We start from the raw sequence: 20,324 nt of genomic DNA, 5'->3' as shown, positions 1-20,324 counted from the left end.
GCAGACAATGGCAACCGCCCCAGAGACCCTCGGAACCACGCTCGCCCCCAAGGCCACCAACAACACCGGCCGCATCTCGCAGGTCATCGGTGCGGTCGTCGACGTGCATTTCCCCGACAATTTGCCCGCCATTCTGTCGGCGCTCGAAACCGACAATAACGGCAACCGGCTCGTCCTCGAAGTCGCGCAGCATCTCGGCGAGAACACCGTTCGCACGATCGCGATGGACGCCACCGAGGGTCTGACCCGCGGCCAGACCGTCACCGACACTGGCTCGCAGATCCGCGTGCCGGTCGGCCCGAAGACGCTCGGCCGCATCCTCAACGTCATCGGCGAGCCGATCGACGAGCGCGGGCCCGTCGGCGCAGAGACGACCGCCCCGATCCATGCGTCGGCACCGCTGTTCGTCGACCAGTCGACCGAGAGCGCGATCCTGGTCACCGGCATCAAGGTCATCGACCTGCTTGCACCGTACGCAAAGGGCGGCAAGATCGGCCTGTTCGGGGGCGCAGGCGTCGGCAAGACCGTGCTGATCCAGGAGCTGATCAACAACATCGCCAAGGGCCATGGCGGCACCTCGGTGTTCGCAGGCGTCGGCGAGCGTACCCGCGAGGGTAACGATCTGTACCACGAGTTCCTCGACGCGGGCGTCATCGCCAAGGATGCCGACGGCAATCCGCAGTCGGAGGGCTCGAAGGTGGCGCTCGTGTTCGGCCAGATGAACGAGCCGCCAGGCGCGCGCGCTCGCGTCGCGCTGTCGGGCCTGACGATCGCCGAGTATTTCCGCGACGTCGAAGGCCAGGACGTGCTGTTCTTCGTCGACAACATCTTCCGCTTCACGCAGGCGGGCGCCGAGGTTTCGGCACTGCTCGGCCGTATCCCGTCGGCCGTGGGCTATCAGCCGACGCTGTCGACCGACATGGGCGCGCTGCAGGAGCGCATCACCTCGACCAACAAGGGGTCGATAACCTCGGTGCAGGCCGTGTACGTTCCCGCAGACGATCTCACCGATCCGGCACCGGCGACGTCGTTCGCGCATCTCGATGCGACGACCAACCTCAACCGCGCGATCTCGGAGCTGGGTATCTACCCGGCGGTCGATCCGCTCGATTCGACCTCGCGTCTGCTCGAGCCACGCGTCGTCGGCCAGGAGCATTACGACACCGCACGCGCCGTTCAGTCGACGTTGCAGAAGTACAAGTCGCTGCAGGACATCATCGCGATTCTCGGCATGGACGAGCTGTCTGAAGAAGATAAGCTCACCGTGCAGCGTGCGCGGAAGATCCAGAAGTTCCTGAGCCAGCCGTTCCACGTCGCCGAGGTCTTCACCGGCATCAGCGGCAAGTTCGTCCAGCTCGAAGACACGGTCCGGTCGTTCAAGGCGGTGGTCGAGGGCGAGTATGATCACCTTCCCGAGGCCGCATTCTACATGGTCGGCGGCATCGACGAAGCCGTCGCCAAGGCCGAGAAGATGGCTTCCGAGGCTTAAGCTTAGCTCCCTCCCCTTTAAGGGGAGGGTTGGGGTGGGGCCTGACCGCGAGCGTCGCGCCTGCCGCACTCCCCCACCCCGACCCTCCCCTGAAGGGGAGGGAGTGAGAAGATAGACATGCTGCATTTCGAACTCGTCACGCCAGAAAAGCTCGTCCGCTCGGAGGAGGTCTACATGGTCGTCGTCCCCGGCACCGAAGGCGATTTCGGCGTCCTCGAAGGCCATGCGCCGTTCATGTCGACGGTCCGCGACGGCGGCGTGCAGATCTTCCGCACGCAGAACGGCACCCCCGAGGTCATCGCGATCAAGGGTGGTTTCGCCGAGGTCAACGCCAAGGGCTTGACCGTCCTCGCCGAACACGCCGAGTAAGCTCTCCAACTGACCTAAGCTTGTTTCCCCGCGAAGGCGGGGACCCAGACTGGGCACCCGCCTTCGCGGGTGAACAAACTTCCTCGATTTGAGCCGGCGAGCGCGCCCCGCAAACCGTCATCCCAGCAAAAGCTGGGATCTCCCCGTTCCGGGTCGCAGCGCCCGCCCCGATGATATCCCAGCTTTCGCCGGGATGACGGTCGCGCGAGGGGGCACGCTCCGAAGAAAATATGCAGGCAGACGTATACAGGCTTACGAGCTTTCGTCGGTTAGCCACGTCCCCCTCAAACCGTCATCCCAGCGAAAGCTGGGATCTCCCCGTTCCTGGCCGCAGCGCCCGCCCCGATGGTATCCCAGCTTCCGCTGGGATGACGGTCGTGAGAGGGGACGCGCTCCAAAGAAATATGCGGGCAGACGTCTATCGGCTTGCGAGCTTGCGCCGGCCAGCCGCGCCCCGCCAGTCCGTCATCCCAGCGAAAGCTGGGATCTCCCCGTCCCGGGGCGCAGCGCCCGCCCCGATGATATCCCAGCTTCCGCTGGGATGACGGTCGTGAGAGGGGGCACGCTCCGAAGAAAATATGCAGGCAGACGTATACACGCGTGCGAGCTTGCGCCAGCCAGCCAGCCAGCCAGCCAGCCAGCCAGCCGGCCAGCCGCGCCCCGCCAGTCCGTCATCCCAGCGAAAGCTGGGATCTCCCCGTTCCGGGTCGCAGCACCCGCCACGATGATATCCCAGCTTCCGCTGGGATGACGGGTGGGGCGCCGCTACAGGAAATTATACGGGTCGACGTCTACCGTCACGCGAACCTTCGACGGCCAGTCCAGCTTCCCCAGCCATTCCCGGATCACATCCTGCACATCCAGCGCCCGCCGCGCATGGACCAGCAACCGATACCGGTGCCGCCCCCGCAACATCGCCAACGGCGCCGGCGCAGGGCCATAGACGTTCATGCCCTCGACCTCAGGCGCACTCCGCCCCACCAGCTTGGCCGTATCGTGCGCACACCCCTGGTCCTCCGACGACACCACGATCGCGGCGTAACGCCCGAACGGCGGCGCCCCCGCATCCTTCCGCGCATCCGTCTCCGCCGCATAGAACGCATCCGCATCGCCGGTGATCAGCGCCTGCATCACCTGCGCCCCCGGACTATGCGTCTGGATGAACACGTGCCCGGGCTTCTCGCCACGCCCCGCACGTCCCGACACCTGCCGGATCTGCTGGAACGTGCGTTCCGCTGCACGCAGGTCGCCGCCATCGAGTCCGAGATCCGCATCGACCACGCCGACCAGGGTGAGGTTCGGAAAATGATACCCCTTCGTCACCAGCTGCGTGCCGACGACGATGTCGATATCGCCCGCCTCCATCCGCCCGACGAACTCCGCCGCCTTGGCCGGCGACCAGATCGTGTCCGACGTGACCACCGCGGTTTTCGCCTCCGGAAACAGCGCCGTCACCTCGTCCGCGATTCGCTCGACGCCGGGCCCGCACGCGACCAGCGTATCCTCGCCCTTGCATTCCGGACACACCCGCGGCGTCGGCTCCGCATGCCCGCAGTGATGGCACGCCAGCCGCCGCGTCAGTCGATGCTCGACCATCCACGCCGTACAGTTCGGGCACTGGAACCGGTGCCCGCAGGTCCGGCACAACGTCAGCGGCGCATAGCCCCGCCGGTTGAGGAACAGCAGCGACTGCTCCCGCCGCTCCAGCGTCGCCTGCATAGCCTTCACAAGCCGCGGGGCCAGCCAGCGACCACGCTCGGGCGGTTCCTTGATCAGGTCGATCGGCTCGATCGTCGGCATCTCCGCCGCGCCGAACCGCCCCGGTAGCTTCAGCTCCGCATATCGCCCGGTCACGACCTGTTGCCGCGTCTCGATCGCCGGCGTGGCGGAGGCGAGTATCACCGGGCACCCCTCGAACTTGCCGCGCATCACCGCCACGTCGCGCGCGTGATAATGCACGCCCTCCTCCTGCTTGAAGCTGGTCTCGTGCGCCTCGTCGACGACGATCAGTCCAAGATCGCGGTACGGCAGGAACAGCGCCGAGCGCGCACCGACCGTCACCAGCGCCTCGCCACTCGCGATCGCCCGCCACGCGCGGCGGCGTTGGGTCGAGCGCAGCCCCGAGTGCCAAGCGATCGGCTCGCACCCGAACCGGTCGTGAAAGCGCTTGAGGAACGGCTCGGTCAGCGCGATCTCGGGCAGCAGCACCAAGGTCTGCCGACCATCGCGAATCGCCTGCGCCACCGCCTCGAAATACACCTCGGTCTTGCCCGAGCCCGTGACCCCGTCGAGCAGCGTCGGGTGGAACGCGTGTTCCGCCACCCCCGCTACCAGAGCATCCGCCGCCGCGCGCTGGTCGTCGGACAGGACCGGCTCGTGATGCGACGGATCGGGCGCGGGGTAGGGGGCGTCGATACTCACCTCGACCGCCTCGATCGCACCGACCTTCACCAGCCCGCGAATGACGGCGTCGCTCACCTCCGCCAGCGTCGCCAGTTCGCGGATCAGCCCTTGCCGATCGCCGATCCGTTCGAGCGCCTGCTCCCGCTGCGGCGTCAGACGCGGCGGCACCACTCCCGTAGAACGATATTCGATAGCCGTCCGCGCGCCCTCCAGCGCCGAGGTCGAGGCGAGCGTCATCCGCAACACCGACGCCGCCGGCGCGAGATAATAATCCGCGGTCCACTCGACCAGCCGCCGCAGCGGCGCCCCCAAGGGCGGCACGTCGGAGACCGCGAGCAGGTTGCGCAACCGGTTGTCGCCGACCTCGGCATCCGACGGCATCCGCTCCGCCTCCCACACCACGCCGAGCAGTTGCCGGGGCCCGAGCGGCGCGACGACGATCGAGCCCGGCCCGACGTCCATGCCGGCAGGCACGCGGTAGTCGAGCGGCCCGAGGGCGGCGTTGAGGATCAGGACACGGGCGCGGGACGACATCGTCTCGGTATATGGGGGCAGATCGACTCCGCGTGAACCGCCTACGCGACCTGTGCGTCAGACCCGGCCTGGACGGCGGCGCCGAGAGCTAGGCCGCGGTCTTTCGATCGGAGCGTCGGCGCTCGCCGACCCGCTCGCGTTTCGCCTGATACAGGATCGTATCGGCGCGGTGGACGAAATCGCGGATCGTGTGACAGTCGTGATCGAGCATCGCGATCCCGACCGTGCCGGCACTGACCATCGCCAGTCCGCCCATCGCGATCGGAAAGCGCAGCGCCTCCTCGAGTCGTCGGCGGACGTGGCTCATCGATGTGGCCAGCACCGGATCGTCGACGATCACCGCAAACTCGTCGCCGCCGAGCCGTGCGGCAAAGCTGCCCTTGAGCCACGGCGCTTCGAGCACGCGTCCGACTCCGCGCAACACGTCGTCGCCCGCGGTATGGCCGAGCGTATCGTTGATCGCCTTGAACCCATCGAGATCGACCAGCGCCAGCAATAGCGGCGTGCCTTGTTCGTGCGCGCGGAGCATCGCGCTGTCCAGCGCACGATCGAACGCAGCCCGGTTGGCGATTCCCGTCAGCGAATCGGTGTCCGCCGTGCGGCGCAGCGTCACTTCGAGCGCGTGGCGTTCGGTCACGTCCTGGAACACGCCGACCAGCGCGGCGGGCGTGTCGCCGTCGCCCTCGCATTCGCCCATCACGCGGACCCGGCGCAGTTCGCCCTGCGCGGTGGTGAAATCGACCTCGATATCGAGCGGTGCCCCGGTCTCGACCGCGCGCGCCAACCCGGCGCTGATCTCCGCGCGCGCATGCGGGGATAGAAGTCCATTGCCGTCGCCATCGTCGGCCGCTCGGACATCGGCAAGCCATAGATATGATAGACCCCGTCAGACCATTCGATATCGTCGTTGGCGAAATTGACGCGCCACGATCCGAACGCCGCCATCCGCTCCGCTTGGCGAAAGATCCGGTCCTGCCGGGCCAGCGCGGCGGCCTGCCGGTCGGCGATGGTCGCGATCGTTATCGCCTGATGCGCGGCGGCGCGCGCCGCGATCGTCGTCTCGGCCAGCGTCGCAAGATGTTGCAACGCGCGCCGTCCGGCGTCGCTGAGGCTGCGCGGGGCGGTATCGATGATGCACAGCGCGCCGATCGCGTGACGCTCGCCGGTGTCGTCAATCGCGTGGATCGGCGCCCCCGCATAAAAGCGCAGGCCGTTGTCGGGAACGACCATCGGGTTCGATTCGAATCGCGGGTCTAGCGTCATGTCGTCGATGACCATCGGACCGCTGCCCCGGATCGTGTGCGCACACATGCCGACGTCGCGCGCGATCTCGCCCCGCGCGCCGGTGTTCGATGCCTTGATCCAGAGCCGATCGGAGTCGACCAGCGTCAACATCGCGGTCGGGCAATTGAGCATCTCTGCGGCCAGCGCCACCAGCGCATCGAAATCGCGCTCGGGTTCGCTATCCAGCAGCGCGAGCGCGTGCAGCGCGGCTAACCGCCGTGTCTCGTCCGCGAACATGTCGGCCGGGGGCAGTGCTGAAGACATGATGTTTCTAATAAAGCGAGGGCGTTAATTTTCTTTGCCGGTTCCAGCGGATACTGTCCACCGCATGACCATCGCCATCCCCCGTCTACAGTCTTGCTGCCGCGCGATGGGTCGACATCCGATGATGTTGATTCTTACAATAAGCCGCCATCAATGCTCTGGAGCGACCATTTGGCCCGCGATCGGCGTCGATCGGTCCATACGGTGCGCGCCTACCAGGCGACGGCCGAGCGCTTGACCGCGTTCCTGCAGGCGCATTGGGGCGAGCGCATCGACCGCGCCGACCTTGCTCGGGTCACCGCGTCCGATCTCCGCGCCTATCTCGCCGATCGGCGCGAACACGGGCTTGGCAACGCGTCCGCCGCACGCGAATTGTCGGCGGTGCGCGGGTTCCTCGCCTGGGCGAACGACCGCGCCGAGCAACTGCGGATGCGCGGGCCGCGCGTCAAGACCGGCGTGCCGCGGCCGATCTCGCCGGCCGAAGCCGTCGCGCTGGCCGAAGAGGTGGCGGACGATGCGACCGAGCCGTGGATCGGCGCGCGGGACTGGGCGGTGCTGATGCTGCTGTACGGCGCGGGGCTGCGGATCGGCGAGGCGCTGACGTTGCGCGGCGATATCCTCCCGCTCGGCGAGACGATCCGGGTGACGGGCAAGCGCGCCAAGACCCGCATGGTGCCGCTGTTGCCGCAGGTCCGCGCGGCGATCGAGGCCTATATCGCGCAGACGCCGTGGCCGGTCTCGCGCGACGAACCGCTGTTCCGCGGCGCGAAGGGGGTCCGCTGTCCCCGGTCATGATCCGTCGCGCGGTACAGGCGGCGCGGACCCGGCTGGGGCTGGGCGATCGGACGACGCCGCACGCGCTACGCCACAGTTTCGCGACCCACCTATTGGGGCGCGGGGCGGACCTGCGCGCGCTCCAGGAGTTGCTGGGGCATGCGAGCCTCAGTTCGACGCAGGTCTATACGCAGGTCGATGCCGCACACCTGATGGACGTCTACCGCAACGCGCACCCCAGGGCCTGATTACCCCTTCGGCTTCCACGTCACGACGCGCCAGCCATAGCCGAGGATGATGACCACGAACGTCGCCACCGCGACCGGCCCGACATAGCGGTCAAGTTCCTCGAAATGCGAGCCGAGCAGGATGCCGGCATAGGCGAGCACGGTATTCCAGATCGCACTGCCCGCCGCGGTCCAGATCACGAACTGCCAGATCGGCATCCGCGTCATCCCCGCGGGCAGCGAGATGACGGTGCGGAAGGTTGGCATGAACCGGAAAACGAAGATAACCCACCCGCCGCGCTTCATGAAGAAGCGGTGGATCTTCTCGACGTCGGACCATTCCATCGTCAGCCAGCGCCCGTTGCGCTCGATGAACGGGCGAAAGCGTTCGTAGCCGATGTTGCGGCCGATATAATACCAGAAGTAATTGCCGACGACCGACCCCGCAGTGCCCCAGGCGATCAGCGGAACGACGGTCATGTCGCCGCGCGCGACCGCCATGCCGCCGAGCCCCATGATGACTTCGGACGGCACAGGCGGCACGATATTCTCGAGCGCCATCAACAGGAAGATACCGAAATATCCGCCCCAGGCGATCAGATCGAGGATGAATGCGGTCATGGGTATGAGATACTGCCGGGACGCCGGATGGGTTCCGTTGGCCGTTATTCCACGGGCAACCAAACATGTGCACCACCCCGGCGAAGGCCGGGGCCCAGTTGGGAAACGTCCATAACGACGGGCAACGCTCGGTTACTGCAACCTTGCCAACTGGGCCCCGGCCTCCGCCGGGGTGGTGGTCTTCTGACGGTTGGGCGTACCAGCTCCAACTCGCGCTGAAATTACCGCGCCGCGACCTTCGCCTCGATCGCATCCCAGATCATGCCCGCAACATCGGTCCCATCGAAGTTCGAGATTGCGACGATACCCGTCGGCGACGTGACGTTGATCTCGGTCAGCCAGGTGCCCCCGATCACGTCGATTCCGACGAACAACAGCCCGCGCTTCTTCAGTTCCGGCCCGAGCACCGCGCAGATCTCGCGCTCCCTGTCGGTCAGTTCCGACTTCTCCGCCGACCCGCCGACCGCGAGGTTCGAGCGGATCTCGCCTTCGCCCGGCAGGCGGTTGATCGCGCCCGCGACTTCGCCGTCGATCAGCACGATCCGCTTGTCGCCCTTCGCCACGTCGGGAAGGAACGCCTGCACCATGTGCGGCTCGCGCCACGTCATGTTGAAGACCTCCATCAGCGCCGACAGGTTCGCGCCGTCCGACTCGACCTTGAAGATCGCCTTGCCGCCATTGCCGTGGAGCGGCTTGATGACGATCGCGCCGTGCTCGGCGAGGAATTTCCGCGCCTCGTCGAGTGAGCGCGTGACGAGCGTCGGCGGCATGAACTGGGGGTAATCGAGCACGAACACCTTCTCGGGCGCATTCCGCACCTGCGCAGGGTCGTTCACGACGAGCGTCTTGTCGGCGATTCGCTCGAGCAGGTGAGTCGCGGTGATGTAGCCGAGATCGAACGGAGGATCCTGGCGCATCAGCACGACGTCCGCCTCGTCGCCGAGGTCTAGGTTCACTGGCTCGCCAACCGAGAAGTGATCGCCGACGACGCGCTGCACGGTGACCGGATGCGCCTTCGCCCAGACCCGGCCGTCGCGGTAGTTCAAATCCTCTGCCGAATAATGGAAGAGCGTATGGCCACGAGCCTGCGCCGACAACATCAGCGCGAACGTCGAATCGCCGGCGATGTTGATGCTGTCGAGCGGGTCCATCTGGACGGCGACGGTGAGGCTCATTCTCGCATTCCTTCCATGCATCCCGATTTCCGTCACCCCAGCGGACGCTGGGGTCTCTCCGTAACTGGGAGACCCCAGCTTGCGCTGGGGTGACGGGTCGGGGTGGTTCGGATCGGGACTTAGGAAGGCGGGCGGGATTTGTCACCCATGCTCGCCTGATCCCCCGCCCGAACCCGTCACCCGATCCACGCGTTCTCGATATGCCGCGGCCGCGTCCCCGGCGCGAGCAGGATCACGTCGACTCGGATATCGTCGCCCGGTCCGGCATAGCGAGACATCAGATACTCCGCCGCTGCGGCGACGCGGGCGAGGCGGCGCTCGTCGATCGCGAAGTCAAGTTCGGCAGCGGTCGCGCGGGTTTTTACCTCGACGAATGCGATGAGGTTTCCCTTGCGCGCCACCAGATCGACTTCGCCGGCGGGAGTCCGCACGCGGCGATCGAGGATGCTCCAACCCTTGAGGCGCAGCCACCACCCCGCCAGCCGCTCGCCGCGCCGGCCGGTAGCTTCCGCAACCTGGCGGTCGAGCATGTTCCCCTTCCGCTTGCGGGAGGGGCTAGGGAGGGCGGGGGCGACACGTCCGTGACATGCCCTCCCCAACCCCTCCCGCAAGCGGGAGGGGAGAGCGGCCTGCTCTCCGCGAGCGGGGAAGAGATCAGGGCTTCGGCTTCAATTCCAGCGCCCGCGCATAGAGCGCCTTCCGGTCGAGCCCGAGCTTCTTCGCCACCTCACTCGCCGCCTGCCCGGTCGACAGTCGCGTCAGCGCCTCGACCAGCGCCGCGTCACCATCCTCCGCGCTCGCCGGCGGCGCTTCGCCCGGCGGTGCCACGACGATCACGATCTCCCCCGCGGCGGCGAGTCCGCATAGCGTTCGGCCAAAGTCGACAGCGTTCCCGTCACCGCCTCCTCGAACTTCTTGCTGATCTCGCGAGTCACCGCCGCCTCGCGGTCGCCGAGCCCCTCCAACAGCGCCGCCAGACACGCCCCCAACCGCGGCCCCGACTCATACATCACGAGGGTCGCGCGGATCGTCGCCACCTCCGCGATAGCCTCCGCCCGCGCGTGCAGCTTCGACGGCAGGAACCCCACGAACAGGAACCGGTCGGTCGGCAGCCCCGCCAGCGTCAGCGCCGCCACCGCCGCGCACGGCCCAGGAATCGTCACCACCAGATGCCCCGCCGCGCGCGCATCACGCACCAGCTTGAAGCCTGGATCCGAAATCAGCGGCGTCCCCGCATCCGACACCAGCGCCACCGCCTGCGTCGCCATCCGCGCGATCAGGGCTGGCCGAACGCCCTCCGCGCTGTGATCGTGATACGGCACCATCGGCGTCTTCGTGCCGATGTGGCGGAGCAACCCGGCGGTCACGCGGCTGTCCTCCACCGCGATCACGTCGGCGCGGCGGAGGATGTCGGCGGCGCGCGGCGACAGATCGCCAAGATTGCCGATCGGGGTCGCGACGATGTAGAGGCCGGGATCGAGAAGAGATTCAGGGTTCATGGGGATGGTCATGGCAGACGCGACGACGATAGGGCAACCGGGACGGCACCGCGCATTCGGCCGGTGGGTGGCACTCGGTGCGGCGTGCTTGCTTGGCGCATGTCAGACGATCGTCCCGCGCGGACCGGTCGAGCCGTCGCAGCAGCGCCCGCCCACGCGTCCCGTCGATCGTCCCGACATCGGCGTCGAGACCGGCATCCCGCGCGATGCCGAGCGCAACCGCGTCGCGCTGCTCGTACCGCTGTCGGGCAGCAATGCCGGCGTCGGCACCTCGATCGCCAACGCGACGATGCTCGCGCTGCTCGACACGCAGAACCAGCGCGTCCGGATCACCAACTACGACACCGCGACCGGTGCCGCTGCCGCCGCGCAGCGCGCGATCGCCGAGGGCGCGCAGCTGATCCTCGGGCCGCTGCTCGCCGACGACGTCCGCGCGGTCGCGCCGATCGCCCGCGCCGCGAACATCCCGGTGCTCAGCTTCTCCAACGATCTCGGCGTGGCGGGCAACGGCGCCTACCTGATGGGCTATGTCCCGACCCAGTCGATCGCGCGTGTCGTCGATTTCGCCCGGACACGCGGCGTCAGCAACTTCGCCGGCCTCGTCCCCAACGGCCTGTACGGCGAGCGCGCCTCGACCGCGTTCCTCCGCGCCGTCGAAGGCGCCGGTGGCCAGGTCGTCTCGCTCCAGACCTACGCGCGCGGTCCCGGTGGCATTTCGGGCGCGGTCACGCGGTTGGCCGCAAAGGCCCCTTATGACGCGGTGTTGATTGCCGACGGAGGCGCCACCGCAGCCTCGGCGGCAGCGATGGTAAAGCGCGGCGGCGGTGCGTCGACGCGCATCCTCGGCACCGAACTCTGGAATTCCGACACCAGCATCGCCGCCAAGCCCGCACTGTCGGGCGCCTGGTACGCCAGCGTCTCCGACACGCTGTATCGCCAATACGCCGCCAAATACCGCGCACGCTTCGGCGCCGGGCCCTACCGCCTGTCGAGCCTCGGCTATGATTCGGTCCTGCTGACGGTCCGCATCGCGCGCGATTGGAAGCCCGGCACGCCGTTCCCGGTCAACCGCCTGCGCGACGGCGACGGCTTTGCCGGCATCGACGGCGCGTTCCGCTTCGGCCGCGACAACGTCGCCGAGCGCGCGCTGGAAGTGAAGGAAATCCGCGGCGGCACGACGACGGTGGTGTCGCCCGCTCCGACCGGCTTCGGGAAATAAGCTGCGGGTTTTGAGGCAGCAGCAATCCCAGGATCGGCGCCGTCAGCCCGGACTGGGGCGGCAGTTCTCCCGACCGGCCAGGCAAAGCGTGTTTCCCCGCGAAGGCGGGGACCCAGTTCTGGGCTCCCGCCTTCGCGGGAGAACATGGTGGCGGGCGTAGCCAATTCGGTGGCGCGGATCTGACCGTCGGTCCGCCGACCTGATCAGCTCCCTTGCGGCCGATCTTCTCGACCCGCGCGACGACCTCTTCGCGCACGGCCTCGGGCACGAACTTGGCGATGTTGCCGCCGTACAACGCGATTTCCTTGACCAGCCGGCTCGCGATCGGCTGCAGCGCGACATCGGCCATCAGGAACACCGTCTCGACGCGTGGATTGATCTGCTGGTTCATCCCCGCCATCTGATACTCGTATTCGAAATCGGCGACCGCACGCAGGCCACGGACGATCACCTTCGCCCCCTGCCGCTCGGCAAAGTCCATCAGCAGCGAATCGAACTCGACGACTTCGATATCGCCGCCGATCCCCGCGACCTCGCGGCGCACCGTCGCCATCCGCTCCTCGATCGTGAACATCGGCGACTTCGACGGGTTGGTCGTCACCCCGATCACCAGCCGGTCGACCAGCTTCGCGCCGCGTCGGATGATGTCCATATGGCCCAACGTGACCGGATCGAACGTGCCTGGATAGACACCAATGCGTGCGGTCATATTGAACTCCCGGTTGTACGCTTAGCGGTCGCGTTCGAGCACGAAGCGCGCGATGTCGCGCAACAGATCGGCTTCCTTGCCATAGCTATGCAGGTGCGCGATCGCCTGATCGACTAGCATCCGCGCCTGTTCGCGCGCGCGCTCGGGCCCGAGCAGCGACAGGAACGTCTCCTTGCCCGCGACCTCGTCCTTGCGCAGCGACTTGCCGACGACCGCCTCGTCGCCCTCGGCATCGAGCAGATCGTCGGCGATCTGGAACGCAAGTCCCAAGTCATGCGCATAGCCGCGAAGACCGACCCGGCCCTCCGGTGGCAAGCGCCCGAGGATCGCGCCGGCCTCGACCGACGCCGAGATCAGCGCCCCCGTCTTCATCTGCTGCAACCGCGTAACGGTGTTCAGGTCGAAGCGCGTGCTTTCCGCCTCGATATCCATCTTCTGCCCGCCCGCCATGCCGTTCGGGCCGGCGGCGCGCGCGAGGTCCGTCACCAGTTCGATCCGTACGAACGGATCGGGGTGCGTCGCCGGATCGGCGAGGATCTCGAACGCCAGCGCATGCAGGCAGTCGCCCGCCAGGATCGCGGTCGCCTCGTCGAACACCTTGTGGACGGTCGGCTTGCCGCGCCGCATGTCGTCATTGTCCATCGACGGCAGGTCGTCATGGATCAGCGAATAGACGTGGATCGCCTCCAGCGCGGTCGCTGCCCGCGCCGAACATTCGTGCGCGACGTCGAACAGATTGGCTGTCGCGAACACGAGCAGCGGGCGCAGCCGCTTGCCGCCACCGATCGCGGCATGCCGCATCGCGCGGTACAGGTCGCCGCGCGGATCGTCGGGGATCGTCAGCAACTGGTCGAACTGCCGGTCGATCTCGGCCGCGACGTCGGCGAGGGCGGCATCCAGCGTGACGGGCATCTGGCTCACCGCGTCAGCCCGCCGCGAACGGGCGGACGCCCGCGGGCTTGCCGTCGCCATCGAGCCGGATCGCCTCGATCCGCGCCTGCGCCGCATCGAGCCGGTCGGCGCAACGCTGGCGCAGCTTGTTGCCGCGCTCGTACAGCTCGATCGCCTGCTGGAGCGGCGTGTCGCCACTTTCCAGCTTCCCGACGATAAGCTCGAGTTCCTTCAGTGCATCCTCGAACGCGAGGTCTTCGATCGGCGTGTCCATGTCCGTCGCTATGGCGCAGGCACGCGATGGGGGTCAAGGACGTGGCGCCCGGGTTCAGACGGGTTCGGACGCGTTCAGCGCAGTCGGCTGACGGTCCAGGTATAGAGTACCGAGACGCCGACCAGCCCGAAATCGACCGCCGCCTGCATCCGGTGTGGCGCGGGATCACGCGCGTCATGCGTGACCAGCTGCACAACGACGGTCGGGTGCCGCACGGCAATCGCAGTGAGCGCGATCAGCCCCGCTATCGCCAGCGTCGCCTTACGATTCCGCATCCTGTGTTCCCCGGCCATGGTTGCGATCATGTCGCACTTCGTCACCCCCGACAAGTCGGCCGCGATCAGGCGCCGACAAGTCGAGCCGCAATCAGGCGGCGATGCACAATGACGGCGCCTCGCGCGCGCGGTCGCGGCCCGCTGCCTTCGCCGCGAACAGAGCGCGGTCGGCGCAATTGTACAGCAGCTTCCAGTCGGTCTCGTCGAGCAACGGTCCGGTGCACGCGCCGATGCTTGCGGTCACGGCGATGTCGAACGGCATGCGCTGGCCGCGCAACCGGTCGAGCACGGAATCGGGCGCGACGGCAATCGCCGCATCGACCAGGATCGCGAACTCCTCGCCGCCGATCCGCGCGACCAGCGCGTCCGCCGGCACCGCGTTACGCAGCGCGCGTGCGACCACGCGCAGCACCTCGTCGCCGCCGTCGTGACCGATCATCTCGTTGACGCGCTTGAAGTGGTCGACATCGGCGATCAGCAGCATCTGGTCGCCCGGCCGGCCGATCGCACGCGTCAGGAACGCGCGGCGGTTGAGCAATCCGGTCAACGGCTCGGTATCCGCCAACAGCCGGGCGGCGATCTCCTGTTCGCGCGCGGTATCGCGTTCGACGCTGAGCAGCCGGATCCGGTAGGCGATCGCGAGGCTCGACAGCATCGATTCGAGCGCCATCGACAGGATCGTCGAATTGTCGAGCCACAGGCTCCAGTCGAGCAGCGCGAAGGCGTTGGCGATGCGTAGTCCGGCGACCGCGATCGGCACGCTCCACGCCAGCGCGAACAGCCACAGGAAATTGCTCCGCACCCGCCATGCCCGGTAGAGGACGACGGGGACCAGTATGAGCAGCGCGAGATACGCACTCGCGAGCAGCGTATCGAGCGTATGGAAATGCCACGGCGCGAAGGCCCCCCATGTCAGCCCGGCCGCCAGCAGCGCGGCCATCACGATCGTGCTCGCGGGGCGCAACCATCCGGTGAAAACCGCGCGCTCGAAGAAGGTTCGCGCGAACAACAGCGCGGCGGCGGCGGACCCTGCGAGGAACAGCGCGTTCAGCCGCTGGCGGTCGTTGTTGTCGAGGTCGGGGATCATCTGCCCAAGCGCCCCCGACGAGGTCAGCGCATAGGCGAGCAGGCACAGCACCAGCAGGCAATATGCGGGCTGGAACGCTTGGCGCAGCGCGCCCCACAAAGCGAGATTGTAGACGATCAGCGCGATCGCCATCCCGCCGAACGCGCCATACAGCGCGGCGAGCAGGATCTCGGTGGTATCGCGCTGTTCGTGATCGGCGATCGCCGGGCCGAGGATCAGCCCGCGCAGGTTCGCCGCCCCTTCGACATGCCACAGCAGCCGGACCGGCGCGGCATCGCGATGCGGGATCGGCTGGACGATCACCGCGCCAAGCCCGAGCAACCGCCCCGCGGTGCGCGAGGTAAAGCCGGTCTGGCGGATCGCGCCATCGGCGTACTGGACGTACAGCGTGACGCGGTTCACCCAGGTGCTGCCGATCCGCACGGTATGATCGTCGCCGCTGATCGCGGGCAGGCGCTGCGACAGGATCCAGAAGTCGCCGCCGCCGAACCGTGTCTGCGAGGTGGTGCAATCGAAACCGGCCGGCTTGGCGAACAGCGCGGCGGGCGTCTGGCCGGTAAGGGCAGGGCGGACGCAGACCGAAAGCGGCGTGCCCGTGATCGCGACGGCGGGCGCGGCAAGGGCAAGACCGAAGCCCAGCGCGAGCGCGCCGATCATCCATCGCAACCATGCCAAGCGTTCCATCCCACGACGCTAGCGCCGCTTCCCCAATTATCGGTAAACGCACGCAGATTACCTCGCGGCGCTTCGATCCTCCCCCGCCAGGGGGAGGTGGCTGGCACTCGCCAGACGGAGGGGGAGGGAAAGACGACGTCCGTCGCGAAGTCCTCCCCGTCCTTGCCCTCTCCGCCACCGCGTAACTGTGGATGCGTATCCCATCCGCCCATCAGCCCCACCCCGGCGAAGGCCGGGGCCCAGTCGGAAAGGTCTCAGTAACGACGCGCCGTCCGCAGTTATCACCGTTTCCCACCTGGGCCCCGGCCTCCGCCGGGGAGGGGCCTGTGGCGGTGAGGGGGCAGGTGTTTGCTGGGAGAAGCTTGGGGTTCGGTAAATGGATCGAAGCATTCAGGCGCAGCACCTGCCCCTTGTTCTCCCGCGAAGGCGGGAGCCCAGTCTGGGTCCCCGCCTTCGCGGGGAAACACGCTTTCTCATTGTAAGCGTTCCGAACCAAAAAAAGCCCGCCGCCGGATCGCTCCGACGGAAGGCCCTTCAAACCACATCAAAACCCGAGATCACTCGGTCTCGACGGTCTCCACCTTGCCCTTCTTCTTCGGCTTCTTCGGCGCGGCGGGTTCGATCGCGAACGACAGCGCGCCGTCCTTCATCTTCACCGTCACCTCGCCGCCGTGCACCAGCTTGCCGAACAACAGTTCCTCGGCGAGCGGCTGCTTGATCTTCTCCTGGATCAGGCGACCCATCGGCCGTGCGCCGTACAGCTTGTCATAGCCCTTGGTCGTCAGCCACGCCTTCGACTCGTCGTCGAGCATGATGTGCACGCCGCGGTCCGCCAGCTGGAGTTCGAGCTGGAGGATGAACTTGTCCACTACGCGTGCCACGACTTCGGTCGGCAGATACCCAAACGGGACCACCGCATCGAGACGGTTGCGGAATTCCGGCGTGAACATCTTCGTCACGGCCACCTCGTCCTCGCCCTCGCGCGTCAGGTTGCCGAAGCCGACCGTCTCGCGCGCCATGTCGCTGGCACCCGCATTGGTCGTCATGATCAGGATGACGTTGCGGAAATCGACCGACTTGCCGTGCTGGTCGGTCAGCCGCCCGTTATCCATCACCTGCAACAGGATATTGAACAGGTCCGGATGCGCCTTTTCGATCTCATCGAGCAGAAGCACGCAGTGCGGGTTCTGGTCGATCGCGTCAGTCAGCAGACCACCCTGGTCGAACCCGACATAGCCCGGGGTGCACCAATCAGACGGCTGACCGAATGCCGCTCCATATATTCGGACATGTCGAACCGCTGGAGCGGAATGCCGAGGATCGTCGAGAGCTGCTTGGCGACTTCGGTCTTGCCGACACCGGTTGGGCCAGTGAACAGATAGTTACCAATCGGCTTCTCCGGCTCGCGCAGGCCCGCCCGCGCCAGCTTGATCGCCGACGACAGCTTCTCGATCGCCGCGTTCTGCCCGAACACCACGCGCTTCAGATCCGTCTCGAGCGTAGCCAGCGCCAGCTTGTCGTCGGTCGAGACCGACTTCGGCGGGATGCGCGCCATCGTCGCGATGACCTGCTCGATCTCCTTCGGGGTGATCGTCTTCTTGCGCTTGTTCGGCGGCACCAGCATCTGCATCGCGCCGACCTCGTCGATCACGTCGATCGCCTTGTCCGGCAGCTTGCGGTCGTTGATGTACCGCGCCGACAGCTCCACCGCCGACTTTATCGCATCGGGCGTGTACTTGACGTTGTGGTGATCCTCGAACGCGCTCCGCAGGCCGGCGAGGATCTTGATCGTATCCTCGATCGTCGGCTCGTTCACGTCGATCTTCTGGAAGCGCCGCAGCAACGCACGGTCCTTCTCGAAGTGATTGCGGAACTCCTTGTACGTCGTCGAGCCGATGCAGCGGATCGTGCCGCCCGACAAAGCCGGCTTGAGCAGGTTCGAAGCATCCATCGCGCCGCCGCTCGTCGCACCCGCACCGATCACGGTGTGGATCTCGTCGATGAACAGCACGGCATCAGGCAGCTTCTCGAGCTCGTTGACGACCGCCTTCAGGCGCTCCTCGAAGTCGCCACGATACCGCGTCCCGGCCAACAACGCGCCCATGTCGAGCGAGTAGATGACGGCTGGCAACAGCACGTCGGGAACGTCGCCCTCGACGATCTTGCGCGCCAGGCCTTCCGCGATCGCGGTCTTGCCGACGCCGGGATCACCGACATAGAGCGGGTTGTTCTTCGACCGGCGGCACAGGATCTGGATCGTACGATCCACCTCCGGCCCGCGCCCGATCAGGGGATCGACCTTGCCGCTCTTGGCCTTCTCGTTGAGGTCGACCGTGAATTGCTTGAGCGCGCTTTCCGTCTTGCCCTTCTCCTGTCCCTTGGCCGGCTTCTCGTCGTCCGCACCCTTTGGCGTGGATGCCTCGGTCGCCTGCTGCCCGCCCTTGCCGACACCGTGGCTGATGAAGCTGACCGCATCGAGGCGGCTCATGTCCTGCTGTTGCAGGAAATAGACGGCATAGCTCTCGCGCTCGCTGAACAACGCGACGAGCACGTTGGCACCGGTCACTTCGTCGCGGCCCGAGGACTGGACGTGCAGGATCGCGCGCTGGACGACGCGCTGGAACCCACTGGTGGGCGAGGGATCGGTCGCCGCATCGACCTTCAGCGCATCGAGTTCGCTGTCGAGGTAATGCGAGACGGTGTTCTTCAGATCGCCGATCTCGACGTTGCACGCGGTCATGACCTTCGACGCATGTTCGTCGTCGATCAGCGCGAGCAGCAGATGCTCCAGCGTCGCATATTCGTGACGCCGGGACGATGCCGCCTCGAGCGCCTTGTGCAGCGTGGTCTCGAGGGCGGGTGCAAATGATGGCATTTACAATACTCCTGTCGGGCCGCGAGAACGCAAGCCCTTTGCCACTATGTCGGAACTGATATCGGTCGCATCAAGCACTTGAACCGTGGCCCGACCGTTCCTGCGTCGGTTAAAGATCACGCGACGCGCCTCACTTGCTCCGTCATCCTGGGCTCGACCCAGGATCCAGAGCCACGAGGGCTGCACGCTATAACCCTGGATCCCAGCGTTCGCTGGGATGACGGCCGGGTAGGGCCGTTCAACAATGGTCGAAAGGACAGTGCCGATCGATGCCGTGGCAGCGAACACAGGCACCGCCGCGACGATCACCGCCTGAAAAGGTCGTCGGCACTGGCCCGGTGGCTGAGCGCGCGGTCCTTCTTGACCTGGCATCTGGCGATCTCGCCCTGCAGCACAGTGATCCGCGCATCGAGTTCGGCGACCGACAACGGATCGAGGTCCTGCCGCACCAGTGCGTCAAGCAGATCGTCGGGACGGGAGGGGGCGTCTTCCAGGTCCATCGTGGATGCAACGTTGACCCGCACCAGAGTGATGTCAATAAGGCCGGCACATCAAAAGGGACGTGACGAGCAGATGACCGCGACACCCGACACCATTTCGAGTAACTTAGGTTTACCTGACGTCATGAAGGCGATCGATCCCGAACAGCCGGGCGGTCCCGAGGTGCTGGTGCTCGTCGATCGTCCCGTGCCGCAACCAGGGCCGGGCGAAGTCCTGGTCAAGGTCGCCGCCGCGGGGGTCAATCGCCCCGAAGTCATGCAGCGCCAAGGCAAATACCCGCCCCCACCCGGCGCACCGTCGATCCTCGGCATGGAAATCTCCGGCACGATCGTCGCGGTCGGCGAAGACGTCGGCGACGAACAGATCGGCCAGTCGGTCTGCGCGCTGATCTCCGGCGGTGCCTATGCGGAATACGCGGTCGCGCCGTTCGGTCAGTGCCTGCCCGTCCCCGAAGCGCTCACGATGATCGAGGCCGCGGCGATGCCCGAGACGCTCTTCACCGTCTGGACCAATTTGTTCGAGCGCGCCTACGCCACCGAAGGCGACACCGTCCTCGTCCACGGCGGCACCAGTGGCATTGGCACGATGGCGATCGGCCTGTGCAACGTGTTCGGCATCGACATCATCGTCACCGCGGGTTCGAAGGCCAAGTGCGAAGCCGCGCTCAGCCTCGGCGCGACCCACGCGATCGACTACAAGTCCGAGGATTTCGTCGAGCGCGTCAAGCAGATCACCGGCGGCAAGGGCGTCGCCGCGGTGCTCGATATGGTCGGTGGCGACTACGTCCCCCGCAACCTGAAATGCCTCGCCGAAGACGGCCGCCACGTCTCGATCGCGGTCATGGGCGGCGCGACGGCGACCGTACCCTTGTTCGAGATCATGCGCCGCCGCCTCACGCTGACCGGCTCGACGCTCCGCCCGCGGGACACGGCGTTCAAGTCGCTGGTCGCGGACGAACTCGCGCGCACGGTGTGGCCGCACGTCGAGGCGGGCAAACTGAAACCAGTCATCGACCGCACCTTCGCCTTCGCCGACGCGCCGGCCGCGCATACCCGGATGGAAGCGGGCGACCATGTCGGGAAGATCGTCCTGACTATGGGGTAAGGGGGCCACTAGCCCCCGCCACCGGTTGGAACACGATAGCCAGTCGCATCAGTCAGTCGCAGCGGCGAGGGGTGT

Annotated in this window: 15 protein-coding genes and 4 pseudogenes; 5 read left to right on the top strand and 14 right to left on the bottom strand. The window is 66.8% G+C overall.

What is annotated here, in order from left to right; translation table 11 throughout:
• Positions 1 to 7 precede the first annotated feature (7 nt).
• On the top strand, positions 8 to 1,489 hold the full coding sequence (gene atpD / locus QP164_RS12160) for a F0F1 ATP synthase subunit beta (RefSeq protein WP_056488474.1): 1,482 nt from the start codon (positions 8 to 10) through the stop codon (positions 1,487 to 1,489).
• A 117-nt stretch (positions 1,490 to 1,606) separates the two neighbouring features.
• Entirely contained in the window at positions 1,607 to 1,858 is a 252-nt protein-coding gene (locus QP164_RS12155) for an ATP synthase F1 subunit epsilon (protein ID WP_132895509.1), read from the top strand.
• Between the two features lie 765 nt (positions 1,859 to 2,623).
• On the opposite strand, the gene QP164_RS12150 is transcribed toward QP164_RS12155, so the two are convergent.
• From QP164_RS12150 to QP164_RS12140, 3 genes are all read right to left on the bottom strand, one after another.
• Positions 2,624 to 4,795 carry a primosomal protein N' gene (locus QP164_RS12150; RefSeq protein ID WP_333923298.1) on the bottom strand — a complete coding sequence of 724 codons (2,172 nt, stop codon included), beginning with the start codon at positions 4,793 to 4,795 and terminating at the stop codon, positions 2,624 to 2,626.
• An 88-nt stretch (positions 4,796 to 4,883) separates the two neighbouring features.
• Positions 4,884 to 5,579 carry a sensor domain-containing diguanylate cyclase gene (locus tag QP164_RS12145; RefSeq protein WP_333923297.1) on the bottom strand — a complete coding sequence of 232 codons (696 nt, stop codon included), beginning with the start codon at positions 5,577 to 5,579 and terminating at the stop codon, positions 4,884 to 4,886.
• The gene (locus tag QP164_RS12140; RefSeq protein WP_333923296.1) at positions 5,492 to 6,343 is read right to left on the bottom strand and encodes a GAF domain-containing protein; all 852 of its coding nucleotides are present in this window, start codon (positions 6,341 to 6,343) and stop codon (positions 5,492 to 5,494) included. Before QP164_RS12140 ends, QP164_RS12145 begins: the two co-directional genes overlap by 88 nt.
• A gap of 153 nt (positions 6,344 to 6,496) precedes the next feature.
• Here QP164_RS12140 and QP164_RS12135 point away from each other — a divergent pair.
• A pseudogene (locus QP164_RS12135) lies at positions 6,497 to 7,365 on the top strand (tyrosine recombinase XerC).
• On the opposite strand, the gene QP164_RS12130 reads toward QP164_RS12135, so the two are convergent.
• The 4 genes and pseudogenes from QP164_RS12130 to rsmI form a co-directional block, all read right to left on the bottom strand.
• Positions 7,366 to 7,965, bottom strand: coding sequence for a DedA family protein (locus QP164_RS12130; RefSeq protein ID WP_132736193.1), 600 nt, complete (start codon positions 7,963 to 7,965; stop codon positions 7,366 to 7,368).
• Between the two features lie 221 nt (positions 7,966 to 8,186).
• Positions 8,187 to 9,140, bottom strand: a complete 954-nt coding sequence (gshB, locus tag QP164_RS12125; protein ID WP_333923295.1) for a glutathione synthase — start codon at positions 9,138 to 9,140, stop codon at positions 8,187 to 8,189.
• 176 nt (positions 9,141 to 9,316) lie between these two features.
• Entirely contained in the window at positions 9,317 to 9,670 is a 354-nt protein-coding gene (locus tag QP164_RS12120) for a YraN family protein (protein WP_333923294.1), read from the bottom strand.
• Between the two features lie 124 nt (positions 9,671 to 9,794).
• Positions 9,795 to 10,639 (bottom strand): annotated as a pseudogene (rsmI, locus tag QP164_RS12115) (16S rRNA (cytidine(1402)-2'-O)-methyltransferase).
• Between the two features lie 10 nt (positions 10,640 to 10,649).
• Here rsmI and QP164_RS12110 point away from each other — a divergent pair.
• Positions 10,650 to 11,858 carry a penicillin-binding protein activator gene (locus QP164_RS12110; protein WP_333923293.1) on the top strand — a complete coding sequence of 403 codons (1,209 nt, stop codon included), beginning with the start codon at positions 10,650 to 10,652 and terminating at the stop codon, positions 11,856 to 11,858.
• Positions 11,859 to 12,063: 205 nt separating this feature from the next.
• On the opposite strand, the pseudogene coaD reads toward QP164_RS12110, so the two are convergent.
• The 7 genes and pseudogenes from coaD to QP164_RS12075 form a co-directional block, all read right to left on the bottom strand.
• A pseudogene (gene coaD / locus QP164_RS12105) lies at positions 12,064 to 12,567 on the bottom strand (pantetheine-phosphate adenylyltransferase); the annotation flags it as partial.
• A gap of 21 nt (positions 12,568 to 12,588) precedes the next feature.
• Entirely contained in the window at positions 12,589 to 13,479 is an 891-nt protein-coding gene (locus tag QP164_RS12100) for a polyprenyl synthetase family protein (protein ID WP_333924247.1), read from the bottom strand.
• Positions 13,480 to 13,492: 13 nt separating this feature from the next.
• Positions 13,493 to 13,732 carry an exodeoxyribonuclease VII small subunit gene (locus QP164_RS12095; protein ID WP_056060585.1) on the bottom strand — a complete coding sequence of 80 codons (240 nt, stop codon included), beginning with the start codon at positions 13,730 to 13,732 and terminating at the stop codon, positions 13,493 to 13,495.
• A gap of 74 nt (positions 13,733 to 13,806) precedes the next feature.
• Positions 13,807 to 14,007, bottom strand: coding sequence for a hypothetical protein (locus QP164_RS12090; RefSeq protein ID WP_333923292.1), 201 nt, complete (start codon positions 14,005 to 14,007; stop codon positions 13,807 to 13,809).
• Between the two features lie 91 nt (positions 14,008 to 14,098).
• Positions 14,099 to 15,778, bottom strand: coding sequence for a diguanylate cyclase domain-containing protein (locus QP164_RS12085; RefSeq protein ID WP_443027438.1), 1,680 nt, complete (start codon positions 15,776 to 15,778; stop codon positions 14,099 to 14,101).
• A gap of 548 nt (positions 15,779 to 16,326) precedes the next feature.
• Positions 16,327 to 18,644 (bottom strand): annotated as a pseudogene (gene clpA / locus QP164_RS12080) (ATP-dependent Clp protease ATP-binding subunit ClpA).
• A 305-nt stretch (positions 18,645 to 18,949) separates the two neighbouring features.
• Positions 18,950 to 19,144, bottom strand: coding sequence for a DUF1192 domain-containing protein (locus QP164_RS12075; RefSeq protein WP_333923290.1), 195 nt, complete (start codon positions 19,142 to 19,144; stop codon positions 18,950 to 18,952).
• Between the two features lie 124 nt (positions 19,145 to 19,268).
• On the opposite strand from QP164_RS12075, the gene QP164_RS12070 reads away from it, so the two are divergent.
• A complete protein-coding gene (locus QP164_RS12070) occupies positions 19,269 to 20,249 on the top strand; it encodes an NAD(P)H-quinone oxidoreductase (protein WP_333923289.1) in 981 nt (326 codons plus the stop codon).
• The last annotated feature ends 75 nt before the right edge of the window (positions 20,250 to 20,324 follow it).

Source organism: Sphingomonas sp. LR59 (assembly GCF_036855945.1).
Classification (GTDB): domain Bacteria; phylum Pseudomonadota; class Alphaproteobacteria; order Sphingomonadales; family Sphingomonadaceae; genus Sphingomonas.
Note: the sequence above shows the minus strand (reverse complement) of the source record. Positions and strands in the feature narration are given on the sequence as shown.